This is a genomic window from Methylobacterium sp. J-118 (genome assembly GCF_057836565.1).
The window spans coordinates 5,334,721-5,353,269 of the sequence record NZ_JBYQFA010000001.1 but is presented as its reverse complement, the minus strand read 5'-3'; the positions used below and the strand labels follow the sequence as shown (position 1 = coordinate 5,353,269).

Sequence of the window (18,549 nt, the reverse complement as noted above, 5' to 3'; positions counted from 1 at the left end):
GCCCGGATGGTTCCCACCGGCCCGGCCGTGTTCGGGGCCGACGGGGGGCCGACGGGGCGCCCACAGCCTGGATGGGGCGGGATGACGAAGGGTGCCGGAGCGGCCGGCGCGAATGCCGCAGGTGTCGCGGCAAGGATTCCGCAACCATCGGGTGAGAAAGCTGCCGTCTCAGCACCGCCGTCGGTGCTTCGGGGCGCGGTTCGCGCCGGTCGAACGGATCCGCGAGCGCCGATGCAGACAGACGCGCCTTCCCCGGTCGCGCCGCCGAGCCCCGCCGCGTCCCCGGCCACGGGCGAGCCGGCCCCCTGGGACGGAGCCGCCGGATTCGGCCAGTGGCGCCTCGATCCGCTCAGCCGCCGGGTGACCCGGTCGGCGGGGCTCGCGCGCCTGCTCGGGGCGCCGGAGGCGCGCGACCTCGCCTTCGAAGACCATTTCGCCTGCTACCATCCGGACGACCGCGCCGCCGTGACCGCGCGGGTCGAGGGGATCCTGTCCGGAAACCGGCCGGCGAGCCCCTATCAGGCACGGGCCCGCATCATGCGTCCGGACGGCTCGCACCTCGACGCGATCATCCAGGGCGTGCCCGAATTCGGACCCGACGGCACGCTCGTCGCCCTGCACGGCATGCTCCTCGACGTGAGCGACCTCGTCCGGTCCGAGCGGCGCGCCCACGAAACCGACCGGCTCCTGCACGGGACGCTGGACAGCATGGACCAGGGCCTCGTCGTGCTCGATGCCGAGCAGCGGGTCCGCGTGTTCAACCGCGCCGCCGCGGAGCTGCTCGACCTGCCGGGCGACGTGCTGCGCGCCGGCGTCGCCTTCCCGGACATCCACGCCTACCAGCGCGCCCGGGGCGACTTCGCGGCGGCGGAATCCGACCTGCGGCTCGGGCTGGTCGGCCGCGACCTGCGGGCGCTCCCGCCGCTGTTCGACTGGCGCCTGCCCACCGGGATCACCCTGGAGGTCCGCCGCTCGCCCCTCGCCGATGGCGGCGCGGTCCTGACCTTCAGCGACGTGACGCAGAACCGGATCGCCGAGGGCGCGATGGAGGAGAGCGAGCGCCGCTACCGGCTGCTCGCTGAGAACGCCACCGACATCATCATCTGGTCCGACCTGAGCACCTGCCGCCGCTACGTCTCCCCCGCCGTGCGCGCCGTCCTCGGCTACGATCCGGAGGCGCTGATCGGGACGCAGCCCCTCGCCGACGTCCATCCCGACGACGTCGCGGCCTACCGCGCCGTCCTCGACGGCCTGACCAGCGGCCGCACCGAACAGGCCCTGACCTGCCAGCGCTACCGGCACCGGGACGGCCACTGGGTCTGGCTGGAGATCTCCTTCAGCCTGACCCATGACGGGGTGACGGGCCAGGCGGATGGCTACGTCGCCACCCTGCGCGACGTGAGCGGCCGCAAGGCCGCGGAGGACGCCCTGCGCCTGAGCGAGGCGCGCTACCGGGCGCTGGCGGACGCGCTGCCGCAGCTCGTCTGGATCGCCGGCACGGGGACCGGGGAGGCGACCTACGTCAACCGGCGCTTCGAGGATTATTACGGCCCGATCGGCCCGTCGCGGGCCGCGCGGATCGCCCGCAACCATCCCGAGGACGCGGAGCGGATGGAGCAGCTGTGGTGCGCGGCGCGCGAACGGCGGACCGCCTACGAGGTCGAGGGGCGGCTTCAGCGGCACGACGGCGCCTATCGCTGGCACAAGCTCGTGCTCCTGCCGATCTGGCACGGGGAGACGATGGTCGGGATGCTCGGCACCGCCCTCGACATCGACGAGATCGTGACGGCGCGCCGCGAGGTCGAGGAGGCGAGCAGCCTGCTGCATCTGGCCCAGCAGGCCGCCAAGGCGGGCACCTGGCACCTCGACCTCGACACCGGCCGGATCGACTGGTCGGCGGAGAGCGCGCGCCTGCACGGCATCGAGACCGACCGGGATTACGGGCTCGACGCGCAGACCTGGCTCAGCCTGATCGATCGCCGGGACGGGGAGTGCGCCCTGCGGACCGCCGCCGCGGCCGCGGAGACGGGGGAGACCTTCTCGATCGAGTTCCAGGTCCCGACCGCGGAGGGGGGCGTGCGCTGGATCAACGGCGTCGGGCGCGGGGCCCCCGGGCCGGACGGCCGGACGCGGCGGATGATGGGCCTCAACATCGACGTCACCGCCCGCAAGGCCGCCGAGGCGGCGCTCCTCGCCGCCAAGGCCGCGGCCGACGCCGCGCGCCTGGAGGCGGAGCGGGCGAGCGCGGCCAAGAGCGAGTTCCTGGCGGCCATGAGCCACGAGATCCGCACGCCGCTGAACGGCGTGATCGGCTACGCCGACCTGCTCCTCGACGAGACGGACCTCGGACCGGTGGCGCGCCGGCACGCCGACCACATCCGCACCGCGGGGGCGGCGCTCCTGACGGTGGTGAACGACGTCCTCGACTACTCGAAGGTCGAGGCCGGGCAGGTCGAGATCGTACCCCGGCCCTTCGCCCTCGAAGCGCTCATCGACAACGCGGTCTCGATCGTGCGCCCGTCGGCCGAGCGCAAGGGCCTCGCCCTCACCATCACCTGGACGCCGGGCCTGCCGGCCTGGCTCGAGGGCGACGAGGATCGCCTGCGCCAGGTTCTCCTCAACCTGCTCAACAACGCCGTGAAGTTCACCCCGGCGGGACACATCGGCCTGCGGGTCCTGGCCGGCCCCGGCGGCGGGGCCGGCGCGCCGACCCTGCGCTTCGAGATCGACGATACCGGGATCGGCATCCCGGCGGACAAGTGCGACCGGCTGTTCCGGCGGTTCTCGCAGGTCGACGGCTCGATCAGCCGCGAGTACGGCGGGACCGGCCTGGGCCTCGCCATCTCCAAGTCGCTGGTCGAGCTGATGGGCGGGACGATCGGCGTCGCGAGCACGGTGGGGCGCGGCTCGACCTTCTGGTTCGAGGCCGCGCTGCCCGAGACCGCCCCGGCGGCGCCCGCGGCGGCCTCCGCCTCGGCCCGTCTCAGCGCGACCGGCAAGCGCCTGCTCCTCGCCGAGGACGTGCCGCTGAACCAGGAACTCGCCCGGACGATCCTGGAACGGGCCGGGCACGCGGTGGACGTGGTGGGCGACGGCGTCGCCGCGGTTTCGGCGGTCCAGGCCCGGCCCTACGACCTCGTCCTGATGGACGTGCAGATGCCGGTGATGGACGGGATCGCGGCGACCCGGCGGATCCGCGCGCTCGGCGATGCACCGGGCCGCGTCCCGATCGTGGCGATGACGGCCAACGTCCTGCCGGAGCAGGTGGCCGAGCTGCGTGCGGCCGGGTTCGACGACCATGTCGGCAAGCCGTTCCGCGCGCAGACGCTGCTCGCCGCGATCGACCGCTGGACCGACCGGCCCGCGGAGCCGCCGTCCCCCGGCGGCACGATCGACCGCGCCGTCCTCGACGAGATGACCCAGATGATCGGCCGGGCGCGGATGAACGATCTGCTCGCGATGCTTGCCAAGGAGCTGTCCCAGCGGTTCGGCACCGCCGCGCCCGAGACGAGCCGCGACCGGCTCATGCTGGACGCCCACGCGATGGTGTCGGCGGCCAGCATGGTGGGCTTCGCGGCGCTGGCCGAGACCTGCCGGGCCGTCGAGGCGGCCTGCCAGTCGGGGGCGGATGTCGCCCCGATGCTCGGCACGCTCCGGGACCGCACGGCGGTCACGATCGCCGAGATCGAGGCCCTGCGGGCGGCCTGATCCCGCCCGCGCGGCGTCGCGTGGCTATGCGGGCGATGCCGGATTGTGCTGGACGGCCCGGACTCGTCGGCGGTGGTGGTGCCGCCGCCACTTCAGCACGGCGTAGCGCAGCCTGCTGTAATAGGCGTACAGCCGCGAATTGCGGTGCTGCCGGTGGGCAAGACGGACGCGGGCGATCCGCGGCGGCACGGCCGCGTACCGGGCCACGGCCCTTTCCGGCGCGGCGGCGGGCTTCGCGTTCAGGACGGCGACCGGATCCACGTAATTGACCTTGCGCACGACCTGGGTCTCGCCGCAGCCGGTGCAGAGGGAGCCGTTGAGGCGCTGCCACATCAGCTGTTCCCGCGCCAGGACCCGCCGGTCATTGGCGTCCGACAACTCGACCGGCGCCCGCAGCAGCGTCGAGCGGCTGCCGAAATTGGGCTTGTTGAGGATGATGCCGAGATCATTGGGCACCTCCAGCATCGGCAACCTGACCTGCTTCGGCTTGCCGTAGCAGGTGGCCGGGAAGACGACCGTAGACGCCAGGAGGGACAGCACTGCGGATTCGAGTGCTAGACGGCGCATCCTAGTCTCCGAGCTGGGTGGACGCTATCACATAGCGCCAAATCGGCAGCTTCCCTACAACTAATTTGCGTTTAGAATATCCGTCTGCGGGCTGCGGGTTCATGAACCCACGGTAAGCAATAATAATATGGCCACGCCTCAGTAGCGATTGCGGAGGATGGACAGGCGCAAGCGTTGCCGTAAGGCGTTCTCGACCCGTCCGGGCCACGATCGGGGCCGCACTCTACCCACGAAGAACGGCGCGTCGGCAAAGCCTTGCCATGGACGTGTCGCCCGCGACGGCTCGCACCCGCCACCGCGGGGCGCGCGGTCTCGCCGGAGGGGAAGCCGGCGGCGCAGGCGTTTTGTGAGAGGCGCTTATTGGCAGACCGGCCTTTCTCGATCATCGACTTCCAGTTGAGACGGCCACGGGCACGGGGCGACACGGCGCAGGACCGCCCCGACCAGCGAGGGACAGTTCAGATGGACCAGGCGGCGGACGATGTCGTGTCGGAGGCGGCGCTCTGTGCGGCCCTCCAGGCCTCCGGCGGCGTCGGCTTCTGGACCTGGGACATCGCCAGGGACGATGCGCGCGCCGATCCGGTCAGCGCCCTGCTGTTCAACATCAGCCCCGCGCGGTCGCGCGCCGGGGTCAGCCTCGCGGAGATCCTGGAGGCGGTCCATCCGGACGACAAGGCGCACATCGCGCAGGTGATCCTGGATTGCGTCGAGTCCGGCGGCTCCTACGCGGCCGAGTACCGCGTCTGCTCGCCGGCGGGTCGGCTGCGATGGGTGTTCACCCGCGGGCATTTCTACCTGGACGAGGCCGGCCAGCCGACCACGGGCCGGGGGGTGATCGTCGAGATCTCGGACAGCAAGTCCGCCGGCACCGCCTTCGCCCAGCGCGACGGCGCCAGCATCGACGACGCCCTCAACCGGACCGCGGACCTGTGCCTGTCGCTGCACAACGCGGTCTCGCAGCTCGACGACGCAGGCATGCAGGCGCTGACCGAGACCCTGCTGCTGGAGATCGGCCGGCACCTGGCGGCGCGGCAGCGGATCGCGCACGACCCCGCGCTGCACTGACCGGGCCCGCGGGTCCCGGCGCCGCGTCGCGATGCGCGGCGCCCTCGGTCGGAAGGGCCGCCCCGGCGCTCAGAACGGGTAGTAGCGCAGGGAGGTCAGGCCGGTGACGAGGTGGTTGGAGGGGGCGATCCCGAAGGCGCCCCGGAACGCGTCGCGCTCGGTGTAGGAGACCTGGGCGCCCGCCACGAGGCGGCCGTAGCCGCCCTTGTACAGGTCGTGCCAGAAGCCGCCGGTGATCTGGCGGATGTCCCGGGTCTCCGCCTGGCAGGTCCCGCTCGCCGCCCCCTCGACGTCGCAGCCCGTCACCACCAAAGTGGGCGATCCGTAGCCCGTGGCGTTCGGCGCGCCCGCCCGGGACGCGTGCTCCCAGCCGGCATAGAGGTAGACGTCGGTGCCCGGCTGGACGTGGGCGACCGCGCCGGCGAGCAGCTGGAAGGCCGGGACCGGCGCGATCGAGCCGTCGGCCTTCAGGGCGAAGTCGGGCAGCTGCGCGGAGCCGTAGCGGCCGATGCCCTGGCCGACGAGGCCGCTGACCTGGAGATCGAGGCGCTTGTCGATCACCGGCAGGGTCGCGGCGCCGCCGATGCCGTAGCCCACCGCGGTGTCGGAGTGGCCGGGGAGACGGGTCGCGGTGGTGAGGGTGGTGGGGCTCAGCCGGTCGTCGAAGAAGCGCACCAGCCCCTTCAGCTCGAAATGCCCGAAGCCCGGCTCGATGGCGAGCTTGCCGATGAGGTCGGGGATGCTGCTGTTCGAGTAGGTGGTGGAATTGTTGAGCAGGCCGGCCGCGTCGCCGGTGTTGTTGACGTTGACGAGGCTGGGCGCCGCGAAGGGGCTCGGCGGCAGGACGCTCTGGGGCGATTCCGCCGACAGGCCGGCCCACAGGCCCGGGGCGATGTCCTTGACGACGCGCACCTGCGGGTTGCGGGTCCAATTGAAGCCCGGCACGTACTGGGCGTCGATGGTGAGCGGGATCTGCTCCTTGAGCGGCGTGATGCCCGACAGGTCCGTGGTGACCAGGCTCCAGGCCTGGCCGGCGAGCACGTGCCAGCCGCTATCGAGGGCGTCGACAGTTGTAAAAATCTGCCGGACGCGGGGCGTGTAGCTGTTGCTCTCGCGCGAATTCGAGGTGGTGCCGGCCGCCAGGAAGTCGATCTCGTAATAGCCCGAGATCTGGAGCGTCGGCTCGACCCGGGCGGTGAACAGCCCGCTCAGCCGGCTCTGCCGGGCGGAGAAGCGGAACTCGCTCTCGCGGGACTGGGGGCTGTTGCGGAACGGGATGCCGTTGAAGTCGGTGGCGGTGTCCGAGACCGTGTTGGGGTTGCGGAAGATCCCGGCCAGCTCGACGAAGCCCCCTGGGGTGAAGCAGATCGCCGGCCCGAGCGCGTAGCTGCCGGCGTTGCAGACGAGGTCGTTGGCGAGGATCACCGGCGTGTGCTCGCTCACCCCCGGCCGGGCCCCGCCGGGACCGCCCGCCTGCGCGACGCGCTGCTGGTGCTCGGTCCGGGCGGCGAGGCGGGCCTGATCCCGCGACAGGACCCGGCGCTCCCGGGTCTCGCCGGCGAGCGCCGCCCTCTGCGCGCCGGACTGCCGGCGCAGGGCGGCGAGTTCCTGCTGCATGGACAGCATCTGGCGCTGCATCGCGTCCATGCGCGCGGCCATCTCGGCGACGGTCTGGGCCCGGGCCGGACCGGCTCCGAGACCGGCCGTGAGACCGAGGGCGAGACCGGTCGCCGCCGCGGTGGCGCGGGCGCTCGGCAGGTTCAGGCGCAGCATCGGTCCTCACCCAACGGGGTCGGGGATCCCCGGGCGGGATCCGCGGCGAACAGCCCGAGGTTGTGGGATGTGGCTTACGACGCTCGCATGACGTTTCCCCGCGGGGTACCCCGGAGGCGGGGGAAAACGCCGGCCGGCGACCGGTTCCGACGCGCTGTGGCGCCGCCGCCACGGTCGCTAACCCCTTGTCGTCACACGAATTCGTTGGTTCGGCCCGGCGCGGCGCCCCCCGCTCACCACCGCGCCGGGCCGAAGCGGGCCGGCGACCCGGATGGGAACGGGCCGCAGGGAACTTGGCCGTGCCGAGCCTGCGTTCTCTGGTTGTACGGGCCTCAAATCCCGCAGCTTAACAAAGGTATCGGCCATGGCCACCGACACGCACGAGATCTACGTCACCGCCCTCAAGAACACCCATGCCGTCGAGATGCAGGCGCTCCAGATCATGGAGCGCCAGGTCGAGCGCCTGGAGCATTATCCGGAGATGGAGCAGGCCCTGCGCCGCCACATCGCCGAGACGCACGGCCAGCGCCAGCGCCTGGAAGAGGCGCTCCAGAGCCTGTCCGAGAGCCCCTCGGCCCTCAAGGAGGGGTTTCTGGGCTTCGTGGGCAACATGATGGCCCTCGGCCACGCGCCGGCCCAGGACGAGATCCTGAAGAACACCTACGCCAACCACGCCTTCGAGAACTTCGAGATCGCGGCCTACGAGTCGCTGCTCGTGATCGGCGACGCGGCCGGCCAGCAGGGCCATCGGACGGCCTTCCAGCAATCGCTGAAGGAGGAAGAGGGCATGGCCGCGGCGGTGCGCTCGCTGATCGGGCCGACCACCGAGCGCTACATCAAGCTCACCACCGCCGGCGCGAAGGCCGACCGGTAGGGGGCTTCCGGCGGGATCCGCGACCAGACCGCCCGTGACGGAACCAGCCGAGCCGCGAGCGTTCGGCCAGTCATGGCCAAGCTCAGGCGAGATCAGGCCGGACCGCCCCCGAGGGCCTTCCGGTTTCCGGACACGCGATATCCGCCGATCCGGACACGAAAAACAGTCCCGGCGGGCGAACCTGTGGCGGGTGTGACCGTTATGTCTCCAAACACGGTTCCGGAGGACAGGTTATGGCCAAGCACGAGATCCTCGGCTACTTCGAGCACCGCCGCGACGGAGCCTGGGTCTGCGTCCGGCCCTTCACCCTGACGACCCGGGATGCCAGCGTCGACATCCGCCAGGGGATGCGCTTCGATTACGGCAAGCGGGTCGGCGGCGTCGACCTCGCGGAATACCTCGAGCGGCTGGGCTCGCAGTTCGGCTCGTAGGGCCCGGGCGGGGGCCGTCCCCCGCCGAGCCCGCTCAGCGTACGAGGCGCCGGACCCGGGTCCGGCGCCTCGCGTCGTTTTAGGCCCCGCCCCATTGCATCGTCAGCCCGCCATCGACCACGAGAGTGTGGCCGGTGACGTAATCGGACGCGTCGGAGGCGAGGTAGAGGATCGCCCGGGCGATCTCCTCCGGCTGGCCGGCCCGGTGCCACGGGATCCGCTCCAGGGACCGGTCGAGCACCTCCGTCCTCTCGAAGCGGTCGGCGGTCATCGGGGTCTCGATCAGGCCGGGGGCGACGTTGTTGACGTTGATCCGGTCCTCGGCGAGTTCCCGCGACAGGGACCGGCACAGGGAGCCGAGCCCCGCCTTCGACATGCCGTAGGGGGCGCTCTCCGGGGTCGGCAGGTGCTGGGCCACGGAGGAGACGAACACGATCTTGCCGTTGCCGCCCTGTGCCCGGCGCATCTTGATGAACGGGCGCGCGCAGAACAGCGGCCCCATCAGGTTCACCCGCAGGATCCGCTCCAGCAACCCGTCGTCCATCTCGGCGACCGGCACGCCGCTCATCGCCTGCCCGGCATTGGCCACCAGCACGTCGAGGGTGCCGAACTCGCTGCCGATCCGGTCGAAGGCGGCCGTGACGGCGGCCGGATCGCCGACATCGAGCTGGAGCACCAGCGCCCGGCGACCGGCGGCTTCGACCCGGGCGGCGGTCTCGCGGATACCGGCCTCGTCGGTGTGGTAGGTGATCGCCACGTCGGCGCCTTCGCGGGCGAACAGCTCCGCGGTCGCCTGCCCGATCCCGGAATCGGCTCCGGTGATCAGGGCACGGGTATCGGTCAGGGTCATCGTGCTTCCTCGCAGGCGCGCCGCGGTCGCGGCCGGATGCCGGGGCAATGGGCGCCGCCGGACCCGGTTCCGCACGCGCCCACCGGCCGCAGGCGCCGCGCGGGGGAACCCGCGTCGCGCCCTCTCTTTGACGCTCCGCGTCCGCATGGCCTACTGAGGACCCATGTCCGTCGATGACACGATCCAACTGGTCGCGGAGGAGTGCGCGCCCGACACGCGCAGCCGCATCCTCACGGCGGCGGACGCGTATTTCCGCGAGATCGGCTACCAGAAGACGACGGTGGCCGACATCGCCCGGACGCTGAAGATGAGTCCGGCCAACGTCTACCGCTTCTTCGAGTCGAAGAAGGCGATCAACGAGGCGGTGCTGGAGCGCCTGATCGGCGAGGTCGAGGCGCTGATCTCGGAGATCGCCGACCGGCCGGGCCTCGACGCCACCGCGCGGCTCGTGGCGGCGATCGAGACCCTGCACCGCGACTGCACCCGCCGCTGCGAGGCGTTCCCCCGGCTGCACGAGATGATCGAGGCGGCAATGGCGGAGAGCTGGGAGGTCTGCCGCCACCACGTCGCCCGGATCACCGCCGGGTTCGAGCGCATCATCCGCGACGGCGTGGCGCGCGGCGCGTTCGAGGCCGCGGACCCGGCTCTGGCGGCGGCCTGCATCCACGCCGCGATCGCCCGCTACACGCATCCGGTGCTGGTCGGGACGTCGATGCTTCAGCCGGTGCCGCCCGTGGAGGCCATGACGGCGTTCCTGCTGCGGAGCCTGGCGCCGACGGCACCCCGACCGTAGCGCGCCGGACGCGAATCCTGTTCCGACGGCGCCCGGCCTGCTTCCGCTGCCGCGAAGGCCCGCCGAGGCGCTGCCTTGGCACGGCGTTCTCCCTACCGGGCGATCCCGGGACGCCTCTCCGAGGCTGCTTCGCAGCACCTCGGGATAAGGAGAAGATCGGGATACACGTCCGTCAAAAGCGTCACGCGCCGGCGATCGCGCCGTCAGACCGGCGCTCCAGCGGCACGTCTACTCGGAGGCCGCCCCGGCTTCCGGCGCCGGCTCGGAGGCGCTCGGCTGCGGGCCGTCATAGCCCTCGATCACCAGGATCTCGGCCTCGACGCCGCCGCGCTGCTTGGCCTTGGCGGCCTGGTAGAGGTCGGAGTTCCAGCAGGCGAGGGCGTCTTCGTAGCTCGGGAACTCGATCACCACGTTGCGCGACCGGGCCTGGCCCATCACCGCCTCGTGGGCGCCCCCGCGCACGAGGAAGCGGCCGCCGAACTTGGCGAAGGCGGCACCGTTGGCCGCCACATAGTCCTTGTAGGCCTCCGCGTCGCGGACATCGACACGCGCAATCCAGTAGCCCTTCGTCATGCCGGCGCCTCCTCGCTCGGGTGCGAAGTGGATCCCGGGCGTCCGAAGGCAATGGCGGAGGGGATCAGGTCAGCGCGGCGACGATCGCCTGCACCGCGGCCCGCGGATCCGCGGCACCGGTGATCGGCCGCCCGACCACCACGTGGTCGATCCCCGCGTCCCGCGCCTGCCCGGGCGTCATGACCCGCTTCTGGTCGCCGGCCGCCGCGCCCGCCGGGCGGATCCCCGGGGTGACGATCAGCCTTTCCGGCCCGACGATCCGCCGGATCGAGACCGCCTCGGCCGCGGAGCAGACCAAGCCGTCGATGCCGATCTCCGCGGCCTGGGCGGCCCGCTTCGCCACGAGCTCCGCCACCGGCAGGGCGTAGCCGGCCTCGGCGGCGTCGGCATCGTCGTAGGAGGTCAGCACCGTCACGGCCAGAATCTTCAGGCCCGCGCCCCGCCCGCGGAGCGCCGCCCGCATGGTCTGCGGATAGGCATGCACGGTGAGGAAGGTGGCGCCGGATCCCGAGGCCGAGCGCACGCCCTCCGCGACGGTGTTGCCGATGTCGTGGAGCTTCAGGTCGAGGAAGACCTTGAGGCCGCGCGCCGCCAGCCGCTCGGCCAGCGCCAGCCCGCCCGCGTAAGCGAGCTGGTAGCCGATCTTGTAGAACGTCGCGGCCTCGCCGATCCGGTCGATCAGCGCCTCGGCCTCGGGCACGCCGGGCAGATCGAGGGCGACGATCAGGCGGTCGCGGGGGTCGGCTGTGTCGGTCATCGGGCGTCCTTCCGGCTCGCGGCACGGATCACGGCCCGGCCGGGGCTGTCAATCGGCCGCCGGACGCTCGATCGCCCCTACCGGCCCTGGCGCGCGCCCTGCCGCCCGCGCCGCCCGGCCGGGCCCGGCCCCGACCACCGCGCCATTTTTCGCACGGTTGCCGTCTCATCACCCCGCCATAGCTGCACCGCGGGAACCTGATCGACCCCGGGGCCTTCTCCCACCATCTGATAGATCCTGCCGCGCTTGCGCCCCGGTGCGCGCGGCCAATGACGAGGACGGTGGCCCGATGCGGCGCGCCCACAGCATGGATTTCGGGGCCGAGATGGTCGAGGGCGGCGTCCGCTTCGCCCTCTGGGCCCCCACCGCCAAGAGCGTCGATCTCGTCGTCAACGGCACCGACCATCCCCTGCCCGAATCCGGCGGCGGCTGGCGGCGCACCGCCCTGCCCGGGGTCAAGCCCGGCGCCCGCTACGGCTTCCGCATCGACGGCGACCTCGTCGTCCCCGATCCCGCCTCCCGCTTCCAGCCGGACGACGTCGGGGGCCTCAGCGAGGTGCTCGACCCGCGCGCCTTCGCGTGGTCGGACGAGGCCTGGACCGGGCGGCCCTTCGAGGAGGCGGTGATCTACGAGTGCCATGTCGGCACCGCGACCCCGGAGGGGACCTATGCCGGTCTCCAGGCGCGCCTGCCCGACCTCAAGGCGCTCGGCGTCACCGCGATCGAGCTGCTGCCGCTCGCCGACTTCAAGGGCTCGCGCAATTGGGGCTACGACGGCGTGCTGCCCTACGCGCCCGACGGCGCCTATGGCCGCCCGGACGACCTCAAGCGCCTGATCGACGCCGCCCACGGGCTCGGGTTGATGGTCTATCTCGACGCGGTCTACAACCATTTCGGCCCGGCCGGGAACTACCTCCACGCCTACGCCAAGACCTTCTTCACCGAGCGCCACCAGACCCCCTGGGGCGCGGGCATCAACTTCGACGGCAAGGAGAGCGGCGCCACGGTGCGGCAGTTCTTCATCCAGAACGCCCTGTACTGGCTGGAGGAATACCGTTTCGACGGCCTGCGCTTCGACGCCGTCCACGCGATCCTCGACGATTCGCCGCGCCATTTCCTGGCCGAGCTCGGCGAAACGGTCCGCAAGACCTTCCCGGACCGGCAGATCCACCTGATGCTGGAGAACGAGGCCAATCAGGCGCGCTGGCTGGAGCGCGACGCCGCCGGCCGGCCGAAGATGCACGACGCGCAATGGGCCGACGACCTGCACCATGGCTGGCACGTGCTGCTCACCGGCGAAGACGCCGGCTATTATAAGAGCTTTGCCGACAAACCGGTCGCCCACCTCGCCCGGTGCCTCGCGGAGGGATTCGCCTATCAGGGCGAGCCGTTCGCGACCCTGGACAACCACCCCCGCGGCGAGCCCTCCGGGCACCTCCCGCCCTCCGCCTTCGTGACCTTCCTGCAGAACCACGATCAGGTCGGCAACCGGGCGCTGGGCGAGCGGCTCAGCCACCTGGCGGATCCGAAGAAACTCGATCTCGCCCGGGCCGGGCTGCTGCTGGCCCCGCAGATCCCGATGCTCTGGATGGGCGAGGAATGGTCGGCCTCGGCGCCGTTCCTGTTCTTCGTCGACTTCGCCCCGGACGAGGCGCTGAACACGGCGGTGCGCGACGGCCGCCGCCGGGAATTCAAGAGCTTTGCCGCCTTCGCGGACGATACCGGAAAGATCCCCGATCCCACGGAGCGTGACACCTTCGAGGCCTCGAAGCTGGACTGGTCGGAGCGCGACCGCTCGCCCCATCGCGAGGTGCTGGCCGAGACGACGCGGCTGCTGGCCCTGCGCCGCGACGTGGTCGTGCCCCTGGCGAAGTCCGGCTATCGGGGCGCCGCCGCGACCCTGCCGCGGCCGGACGTGGTCGACTGCACGTGGCGCTTCGGCGCCGGAACCCTGCGCTGCGTCGCCAATTTCGGGGACGCGGCCTATGCGGTCGATCCGGGCGGCGCCCGGGTGGTCTGGACCAACGCCCCCGACACGACCGGACGGGACCTGCCTTCCTGGACCGGCGTGTTCCTCTCGGAGTCCCGCTCGTGAGCCCCCTGGAACAGCTCGCCGACCTGGTCGGCGTCGCCGCCGGCTACACGGACGCCTTCGGCAAGCCCGTCGAGACCTCCCTGGAGGTGCGCCGCGGCCTGCTCGCGGCCCTGGGTTTCGCGGTGGACGACGAGGCCGCGATCGCCGGGAGCCTCGCCGAGGTCGAGCATCTGCGCCGCGGCCCGATCCCGCCGCTCCTGCCGGTGGAGGCCCGTCGCACCGCCCGGGTGCCGGTCCGCGTTCAGGACGGCGCGCCCCACACCCTGGTCTGGCGCCTCGTGGACGCCCGCGGGACCGCCCGCGAGGGCCGGGCCAACCTGCAGGGTCCGGAGCCGGGCTTCGAGCTGCCGCCGCTGACGCCGGGCTATCACCGCCTCACCGTCCAGGCCGGGCAGAGCCGGGCCGAGGCCTGGGTGATCGCCGCGCCGCAGCGCTGCTGGCGCCCGCGGCCCTACACAGAGGAGGGGGCTTCCGACTGGGGCCTGGCCGCGCAGCTCTACGGCCTGCGCTCGGCCACCAATATCGGCATCGGCACCTATGCGGATGCCGGCGAGGCGGCCCGCGAGGCGGCCCTGCGCGGGGCGGCCTTCCTCGGCCTGAGCCCGGTCCACGCCCTGTTCGCCTCCGACCGGACCAAGATCTCCCCCTACTCGCCGTCCTCGCGTCTGTTCCTGGAGACCCTGTTCATCGCGCCCCGCAGCCTGCCGGGACTGGCGGGATCCCGGGCCGAGGCGCTGCTCGCCGCGCGCGAAGACGCCATCACGGCGTTGCGCGAAGCGGCGCTGGTCGACCACCAGGGCGTGCACGACGTGCTCGAGCCGGTGCTCCGGGCCCTGTGGGCGGATTCGCCGGCCCGGGCCGGGACGGACGCGGGCTTCCAGCGCTTCCGCCAGGAGGGCGGCGCGGATCTCGAAGCCCACGCGGTGTTCGAGGCCCTGGCGGAGCATTTCCGGGGGCAGGGGGCCCATTGGCTAGGCGACTGGCCGGAGGAATACCGCCGTGCCGGCACGGAGGCGGTGCAGGCCTTCGCGGCGGAGAACGCGGAGGCCGTCGGCTACCATGCGTGGCTGCAGTACCTCGCCGACCGGCAGCTCGCGGAGGCCTCCGCGGCGGCGCTCGGGGCCGGCATGCGGGTCGGGCTCTACCGCGACCTCGCGGTCGGCGCCGACCGGGGCGGCTCCGAGATCTGGTCGCATCCCGAGCGCTTCGCCGACAAGGTGTCGATCGGCGCGCCCCCGGACCTCCTCGCCCCCAAGGGCCAGAACTGGGGCCTACCGGCCTTCGACCCGCTGGCGATGGAGCGCGACGGCCTCGCGGCGTTCCGAGCCCTGGTCCAGGCCAACATGCGCCACGCCGGCGCGATCCGGATCGACCACGCCTTCCAGCTCGCCCGCCTGTTCCTGATCCCGCTGGGCGCGGGCGCCCAGGCCGGCGCCTACGTGGCCATGCCGTTCGAGCCGATGCTGGCGGTGCTGCGGCTGGAGAGCCACCGCAACAAGTGCCTGGTCATCGCCGAGGATCTCGGCACCGCCCCCGAGGGGTTTTCCGACGCCCTGATGCGGGCCGGCGTGCTGAGCTACCGGATCCTGGCCTTCGAGCGGGAAGGGGACGGCCGATTCAAGGCCCCGTCGGCCTATCCGCGCGACGCGCTCACCGCGATCACCACCCACGATCTGCCGACCTTCGTCGGCTGGTGGCGCGGGGTCGACACCGACACCCGCCAGTCGCTCGGCCTGTACGATCAGGACCGCGCCGAGGCCGAGCGCAACGAGCGGGTGGTCGAGCGCCGCCGCCTCACCGAGGCGCTGGCCGGGGAGCAGCTGCTGCCCTCGGCCGAGCCGCCGGAGGCCGCGCCCTTCGAGGCCGCCGCCCGCTACCTCGCCCGGGCGCCGTCGATGCTGACCGCCGTCCAGTACGAGGACGTGGTCTCGGAACTCGCCCAGGCCAACGTCCCGGGTTCCACCGAGGGCTACCCGAACTGGCGGCGCAAGCTCGACCGGGACCTGACCGACATCGCCGCCCCCGGCGGCCCGCTGGCCAAGCTGGCGGCGGCGCTCTCGGCCGAGGCGCGGGGGCCGCGCTCCGGGGCCGCCCGGCTCGCGGTGCCGCCGCCGCAATCGACCTACCGGCTCCAGTTCCACAAGGACTTCACCTTCGCGGATGCGGAACGCATCGTCCCCTATCTGAAGACCCTCGGGATCAGCCACGTCTACGCCTCCCCGCTCCAAAAGGCCCGGGCCGGCTCGACGCACGGCTACGATATCGTCGACCACGGGGCGCTCAACCCGGAACTCGGCGGCGAGGCGGGCTTCGTCGCCCTGTCCGACACCCTGCGGGCGCACGGGATCAAGCTCCTCCTCGACATCGTGCCGAACCACATGGGCGTCGGCGGAGCCGACAATCCCTGGTGGCTCTCGGTCCTGGAATGGGGCTCCCTGTCGCCCTTCGCCGACGCCTTCGACATCGACTGGCAGCGCCTCGGGGCCGGGCGGAATCTCGTGATCCCGTTCCTCGGCGACCGCTACGGCGAGGCCCTGGAGAAGGGCACGCTGACGCTGAAGTTCGACCCCGAGACCGGGGCCTTCAGCGTCTGGCACTACGAGCACCAGCTGCCGATCCGGCCCCTGAGCTACCCGACTATCCTCAACCGGGTGATCGCCGCCATCGGGGCGGTGGACGACGACACCACCGCGGAGCTGCTCGCCATCTCCGAGCGCCTGCGCGCCATGGCGATCGACACCGACGAGACCCGCCGCAAAGGCTTCCCCGAGGAGGCGGAAGGGTTGAAGCGCCGGCTCGCCGAGATCTACGGCGTGTCGCCGCTGATCCAGGAGGCCACCGCCAGCACGCTCGCGCTGCTCAACGGCTTCAAGGGCCGGCCGGACAGCTTCGGGCCGCTGCACCGGCTGCTGGAGGCCCAAGCCTACCGGCTCGCCCATTGGCGGGTGGCCTCGAGCGATATCAACTACCGCCGGTTCTTCGACGTGAACTCGCTCGCCGGCCTGCGGGTCGAGCTGTCCGACATCTTCCACCGCTCCCACGAGACCGTGTTCCGGCACGTCCGCGCGGGCCGGATCGACGGGTTGCGCGTCGACCACATCGACGGGCTGGCCGACCCGCTGGGCTACGCGCGGGCGCTGCAGGCCGCCGTGGGCCCCGGCTTCTACGTGGTGGTCGAAAAGATCCTGGAGCCCGGGGAGCGGCTGCGGCCCTGGCCGGTGGCCGGAACCACGGGCTACGACGTGCTCAACCAGCTCGACGGGATCCTGGTCGACAAGGGTAGGCGCGGGAAGGTCGAGCGCCTCTACACCTGGGCCACGGGCTTCGACGAGCCCTACGGGTTCCAGCTCCGCGCCGCCAAGGCCGAGATCCTGGAGATCAGCTTCGCCAGCGAGCTGGAGGTGCTGACCTCCGACCTGAAGGAGGTCGCCGATGCCGACCGGCGCACCCGCGACTTCACCGTCAACGCGCTCCGCCGGGCGCTGATCGAGATCATCGCGCGCTTCCCGACCTACCGCAGCTATCTGCCGCCGGAGCTGGAGGAGGGCGAGGTCGAGCCCGAGGACGTGCGCCTGATCGAGGGCGCGGTCGCCAAGGCCAAGCGCTGGTCGGGCCTGCCGGACCGCTCGGTCCACGACTTCGCCGCCGAGGTCCTGCTCGGGCGGATCGAGACGACCGGCCCGGGCCGTCCGGACCCGCGGGTGGCCCTGCGCTTCCGCCGCCGGTTCCAGCAGCTCACCGGCCCGGTCATGGCCAAGAGCCTGGAGGACACGCTGTTCTACCGGTACGCGTGCCTCCTCGGCCTCAACGAGGTCGGCGGCGATCCGGGGGAATACGGCATCGACGCGGAGCATTTCCACGACCTGCAGGTCGCCCGCGCCCGCGACTGGCCGAACGCCATGATCACCACGGCGACCCACGACACCAAGCGCGGCGAGGATGCCCGCACCCGGCTGCTCGCCCTCTCGGAGATCCCGGAGGAATGGGCCGGGGCCTGGGACCTGTGGCAGCGCGCGGCCGGACCGCACCTCGCCCGGATCGACGGCGAGCCCGCCCCCGACGCCAACGACCAGTGGATGTTCTTTCAGGCGATCCTCGGCGCCTGGCCCCTGGAGCTGCTGGAGCGGGACGAGCCCGCCGTGATCGCGACGTTCCGCGACCGCCTGATCGCCTATGGCGAGAAGGCGATGCGCGAGGGCAAGCGCCGGTCGAGCTGGGTCAATGTCGACGAGGTCTACGAGGGCGCGGTCAAGAAGCTGTTTTCCGCGCTGATCGCCCCGGGCTCCGACTTCCTGCGCGCGCTCCGGCCCTTCGCCCGGCGGCTCGCCCATCTCGGCATGCTGGCGAGCCTCGGCCGGACGGTCCTGAAATGCACCCTGCCGGGCCTGCCCGACACCTACCAGGGCACGGAACTCTGGGACTTCTCCTTCGTCGATCCCGACAACCGCCGCCCGGTGGATTACCCGGCCCTGGAACGGATGCTCGAACAGGGCGGCGAACCGGCGGCCCTGCTGGCGCATTGGCCGGACGGGCGGGTCAAGCAGGCGACGCTCGCGCGGCTCCTCACGGAGCGGGCCGAGCGCCCGGACTTCTACGCCAGCGCCGCCTACGAGCCCGTCGCGGCCGCGGGCGCCCGGGCCGACCACGTGATCGCCTATCGGCGGACCGATCCGGGCCAGGAGGGCGGCGACCTGTTCGTGGCGGTGCCGCGGCTCGTGGCCGGGCTCGTCGGCGAGACAACCTGGTCGGGGGAGGCTTTTGCCGGCACCCGGGTCGATCTGGGGGTCGGGACCCGCTGGCGCGACCTCGCGACGGGGCGGATCGTCGAAGGGGAGGGGGCCGATCTCGGCGTCCTCCTGCGCGATCTGCCCTACGTGGTGCTGCGGCGGGAATCGTGAGGGGACCGGCGCCCCCGCTTCTCTCCCTCCCCCCTCTGCGGGGGAGGGTGGGCCGGCCGTCAGGCCGGGTCGGGAGAGGGGAACCCGGGTTCCGGAAAGGCCAGGGCAGCGGTGAGCAGCGCGGCATCGTCTGCGCCGTCGCTCCCCTCTCCCGACCCGCTTCGC

The 18,549-nt window shown here is 72.2% G+C and carries 12 protein-coding genes; 7 read left to right on the top strand and 5 right to left on the bottom strand.

Features of this window, described 5'->3' with window-relative positions:
• Nucleotides 1–231 precede the first annotated feature (231 nt).
• The gene (locus tag AC3IF3_RS26125; protein ID WP_489230851.1) at nt 232–3,708 is read left to right on the top strand and encodes a PAS domain S-box protein; all 3,477 of its coding nucleotides are present in this window, start codon (nt 232–234) and stop codon (nt 3,706–3,708) included.
• A 24-nt stretch (nt 3,709–3,732) separates the two neighbouring features.
• Here the strand turns inward: AC3IF3_RS26125 and AC3IF3_RS26120 are convergent, their stop codons facing one another.
• Nucleotides 3,733–4,275 carry a hypothetical protein gene (locus AC3IF3_RS26120; RefSeq protein ID WP_489230850.1) on the bottom strand — a complete coding sequence of 181 codons (543 nt, stop codon included), beginning with the start codon at nt 4,273–4,275 and terminating at the stop codon, nt 3,733–3,735.
• A 462-nt stretch (nt 4,276–4,737) separates the two neighbouring features.
• Here AC3IF3_RS26120 and AC3IF3_RS26115 point away from each other — a divergent pair, with 462 nt between their 5' ends.
• A complete protein-coding gene (locus AC3IF3_RS26115; RefSeq protein WP_489230849.1) occupies nt 4,738–5,340 on the top strand; it encodes a PAS domain-containing protein in 603 nt (200 codons plus the stop codon).
• Between the two features lie 69 nt (nt 5,341–5,409).
• Here the strand turns inward: AC3IF3_RS26115 and AC3IF3_RS26110 are convergent, their stop codons facing one another.
• Nucleotides 5,410–7,113: a hypothetical protein gene (locus AC3IF3_RS26110; protein ID WP_489230847.1), complete on the bottom strand. Its 1,704-nt coding sequence runs from the start codon at nt 7,111–7,113 to the stop codon at nt 5,410–5,412.
• 364 nt (nt 7,114–7,477) lie between these two features.
• Here AC3IF3_RS26110 and AC3IF3_RS26105 point away from each other — a divergent pair, with 364 nt between their 5' ends.
• On the top strand, nt 7,478–7,987 hold the full coding sequence (locus AC3IF3_RS26105) for a ferritin-like domain-containing protein (RefSeq protein WP_489218898.1): 510 nt from the start codon (nt 7,478–7,480) through the stop codon (nt 7,985–7,987).
• A 233-nt stretch (nt 7,988–8,220) separates the two neighbouring features.
• Nucleotides 8,221–8,418 carry a hypothetical protein gene (locus AC3IF3_RS26100; protein ID WP_012318739.1) on the top strand — a complete coding sequence of 66 codons (198 nt, stop codon included), beginning with the start codon at nt 8,221–8,223 and terminating at the stop codon, nt 8,416–8,418.
• A gap of 79 nt (nt 8,419–8,497) precedes the next feature.
• Here AC3IF3_RS26100 and AC3IF3_RS26095 read toward each other — a convergent pair whose 3' ends face one another.
• Complete coding sequence (locus AC3IF3_RS26095) at nt 8,498–9,268, bottom strand: SDR family NAD(P)-dependent oxidoreductase (protein ID WP_489230845.1); 771 nt, start codon at nt 9,266–9,268, stop codon at nt 8,498–8,500.
• Nucleotides 9,269–9,431: 163 nt separating this feature from the next.
• Between AC3IF3_RS26095 and AC3IF3_RS26090 the strand changes: the two genes are divergently transcribed.
• A complete protein-coding gene (locus AC3IF3_RS26090) occupies nt 9,432–10,061 on the top strand; it encodes a TetR/AcrR family transcriptional regulator (protein WP_243969258.1) in 630 nt (209 codons plus the stop codon).
• Nucleotides 10,062–10,289: 228 nt separating this feature from the next.
• On the opposite strand, the gene AC3IF3_RS26085 is transcribed toward AC3IF3_RS26090, so the two are convergent.
• On the bottom strand, nt 10,290–10,634 hold the full coding sequence (locus AC3IF3_RS26085) for a DUF1330 domain-containing protein (protein ID WP_489230844.1): 345 nt from the start codon (nt 10,632–10,634) through the stop codon (nt 10,290–10,292).
• 64 nt (nt 10,635–10,698) lie between these two features.
• Nucleotides 10,699–11,391, bottom strand: a complete 693-nt coding sequence (gene pyrF / locus AC3IF3_RS26080) for an orotidine-5'-phosphate decarboxylase (protein ID WP_489230843.1) — start codon at nt 11,389–11,391, stop codon at nt 10,699–10,701.
• Between the two features lie 289 nt (nt 11,392–11,680).
• Between pyrF and treZ the strand changes: the two genes are divergently transcribed.
• Together treZ and AC3IF3_RS26070 are read left to right on the top strand one after the other, a co-directional pair.
• Complete coding sequence (gene treZ / locus AC3IF3_RS26075) at nt 11,681–13,486, top strand: malto-oligosyltrehalose trehalohydrolase (protein ID WP_489230841.1); 1,806 nt, start codon at nt 11,681–11,683, stop codon at nt 13,484–13,486.
• On the top strand, nt 13,483–18,384 hold the full coding sequence (locus tag AC3IF3_RS26070; RefSeq protein WP_489230840.1) for a malto-oligosyltrehalose synthase: 4,902 nt from the start codon (nt 13,483–13,485) through the stop codon (nt 18,382–18,384). Before treZ ends, AC3IF3_RS26070 begins: the two co-directional genes overlap by 4 nt.
• Nucleotides 18,385–18,549: the final 165 nt, after the last annotated feature.

What these genes read in the sequence shown, in the direction of transcription:
- AC3IF3_RS26125 (WP_489230851.1), top strand. Translation starts at nt 232, where the DNA reads ATGCAGACAGACGCGCCTTCCCCGGTCGCGCCGCCGAGCCCCGCCGCG.
- AC3IF3_RS26120 (WP_489230850.1), bottom strand. Translation starts at nt 4,275, where the DNA reads ATGCGCCGTCTAGCACTCGAATCCGCAGTGCTGTCCCTCCTGGCGTCT.
- AC3IF3_RS26115 (WP_489230849.1), top strand. Translation starts at nt 4,738, where the DNA reads ATGGACCAGGCGGCGGACGATGTCGTGTCGGAGGCGGCGCTCTGTGCG.
- AC3IF3_RS26110 (WP_489230847.1), bottom strand. Translation starts at nt 7,113, where the DNA reads ATGCTGCGCCTGAACCTGCCGAGCGCCCGCGCCACCGCGGCGGCGACC.
- AC3IF3_RS26105 (WP_489218898.1), top strand. Translation starts at nt 7,478, where the DNA reads ATGGCCACCGACACGCACGAGATCTACGTCACCGCCCTCAAGAACACC.
- AC3IF3_RS26100 (WP_012318739.1), top strand. Translation starts at nt 8,221, where the DNA reads ATGGCCAAGCACGAGATCCTCGGCTACTTCGAGCACCGCCGCGACGGA.
- AC3IF3_RS26095 (WP_489230845.1), bottom strand. Translation starts at nt 9,268, where the DNA reads ATGACCCTGACCGATACCCGTGCCCTGATCACCGGAGCCGATTCCGGG.
- AC3IF3_RS26090 (WP_243969258.1), top strand. Translation starts at nt 9,432, where the DNA reads ATGTCCGTCGATGACACGATCCAACTGGTCGCGGAGGAGTGCGCGCCC.
- AC3IF3_RS26085 (WP_489230844.1), bottom strand. Translation starts at nt 10,634, where the DNA reads ATGACGAAGGGCTACTGGATTGCGCGTGTCGATGTCCGCGACGCGGAG.
- pyrF (WP_489230843.1), bottom strand. Translation starts at nt 11,391, where the DNA reads ATGACCGACACAGCCGACCCCCGCGACCGCCTGATCGTCGCCCTCGAT.
- treZ (WP_489230841.1), top strand. Translation starts at nt 11,681, where the DNA reads ATGCGGCGCGCCCACAGCATGGATTTCGGGGCCGAGATGGTCGAGGGC.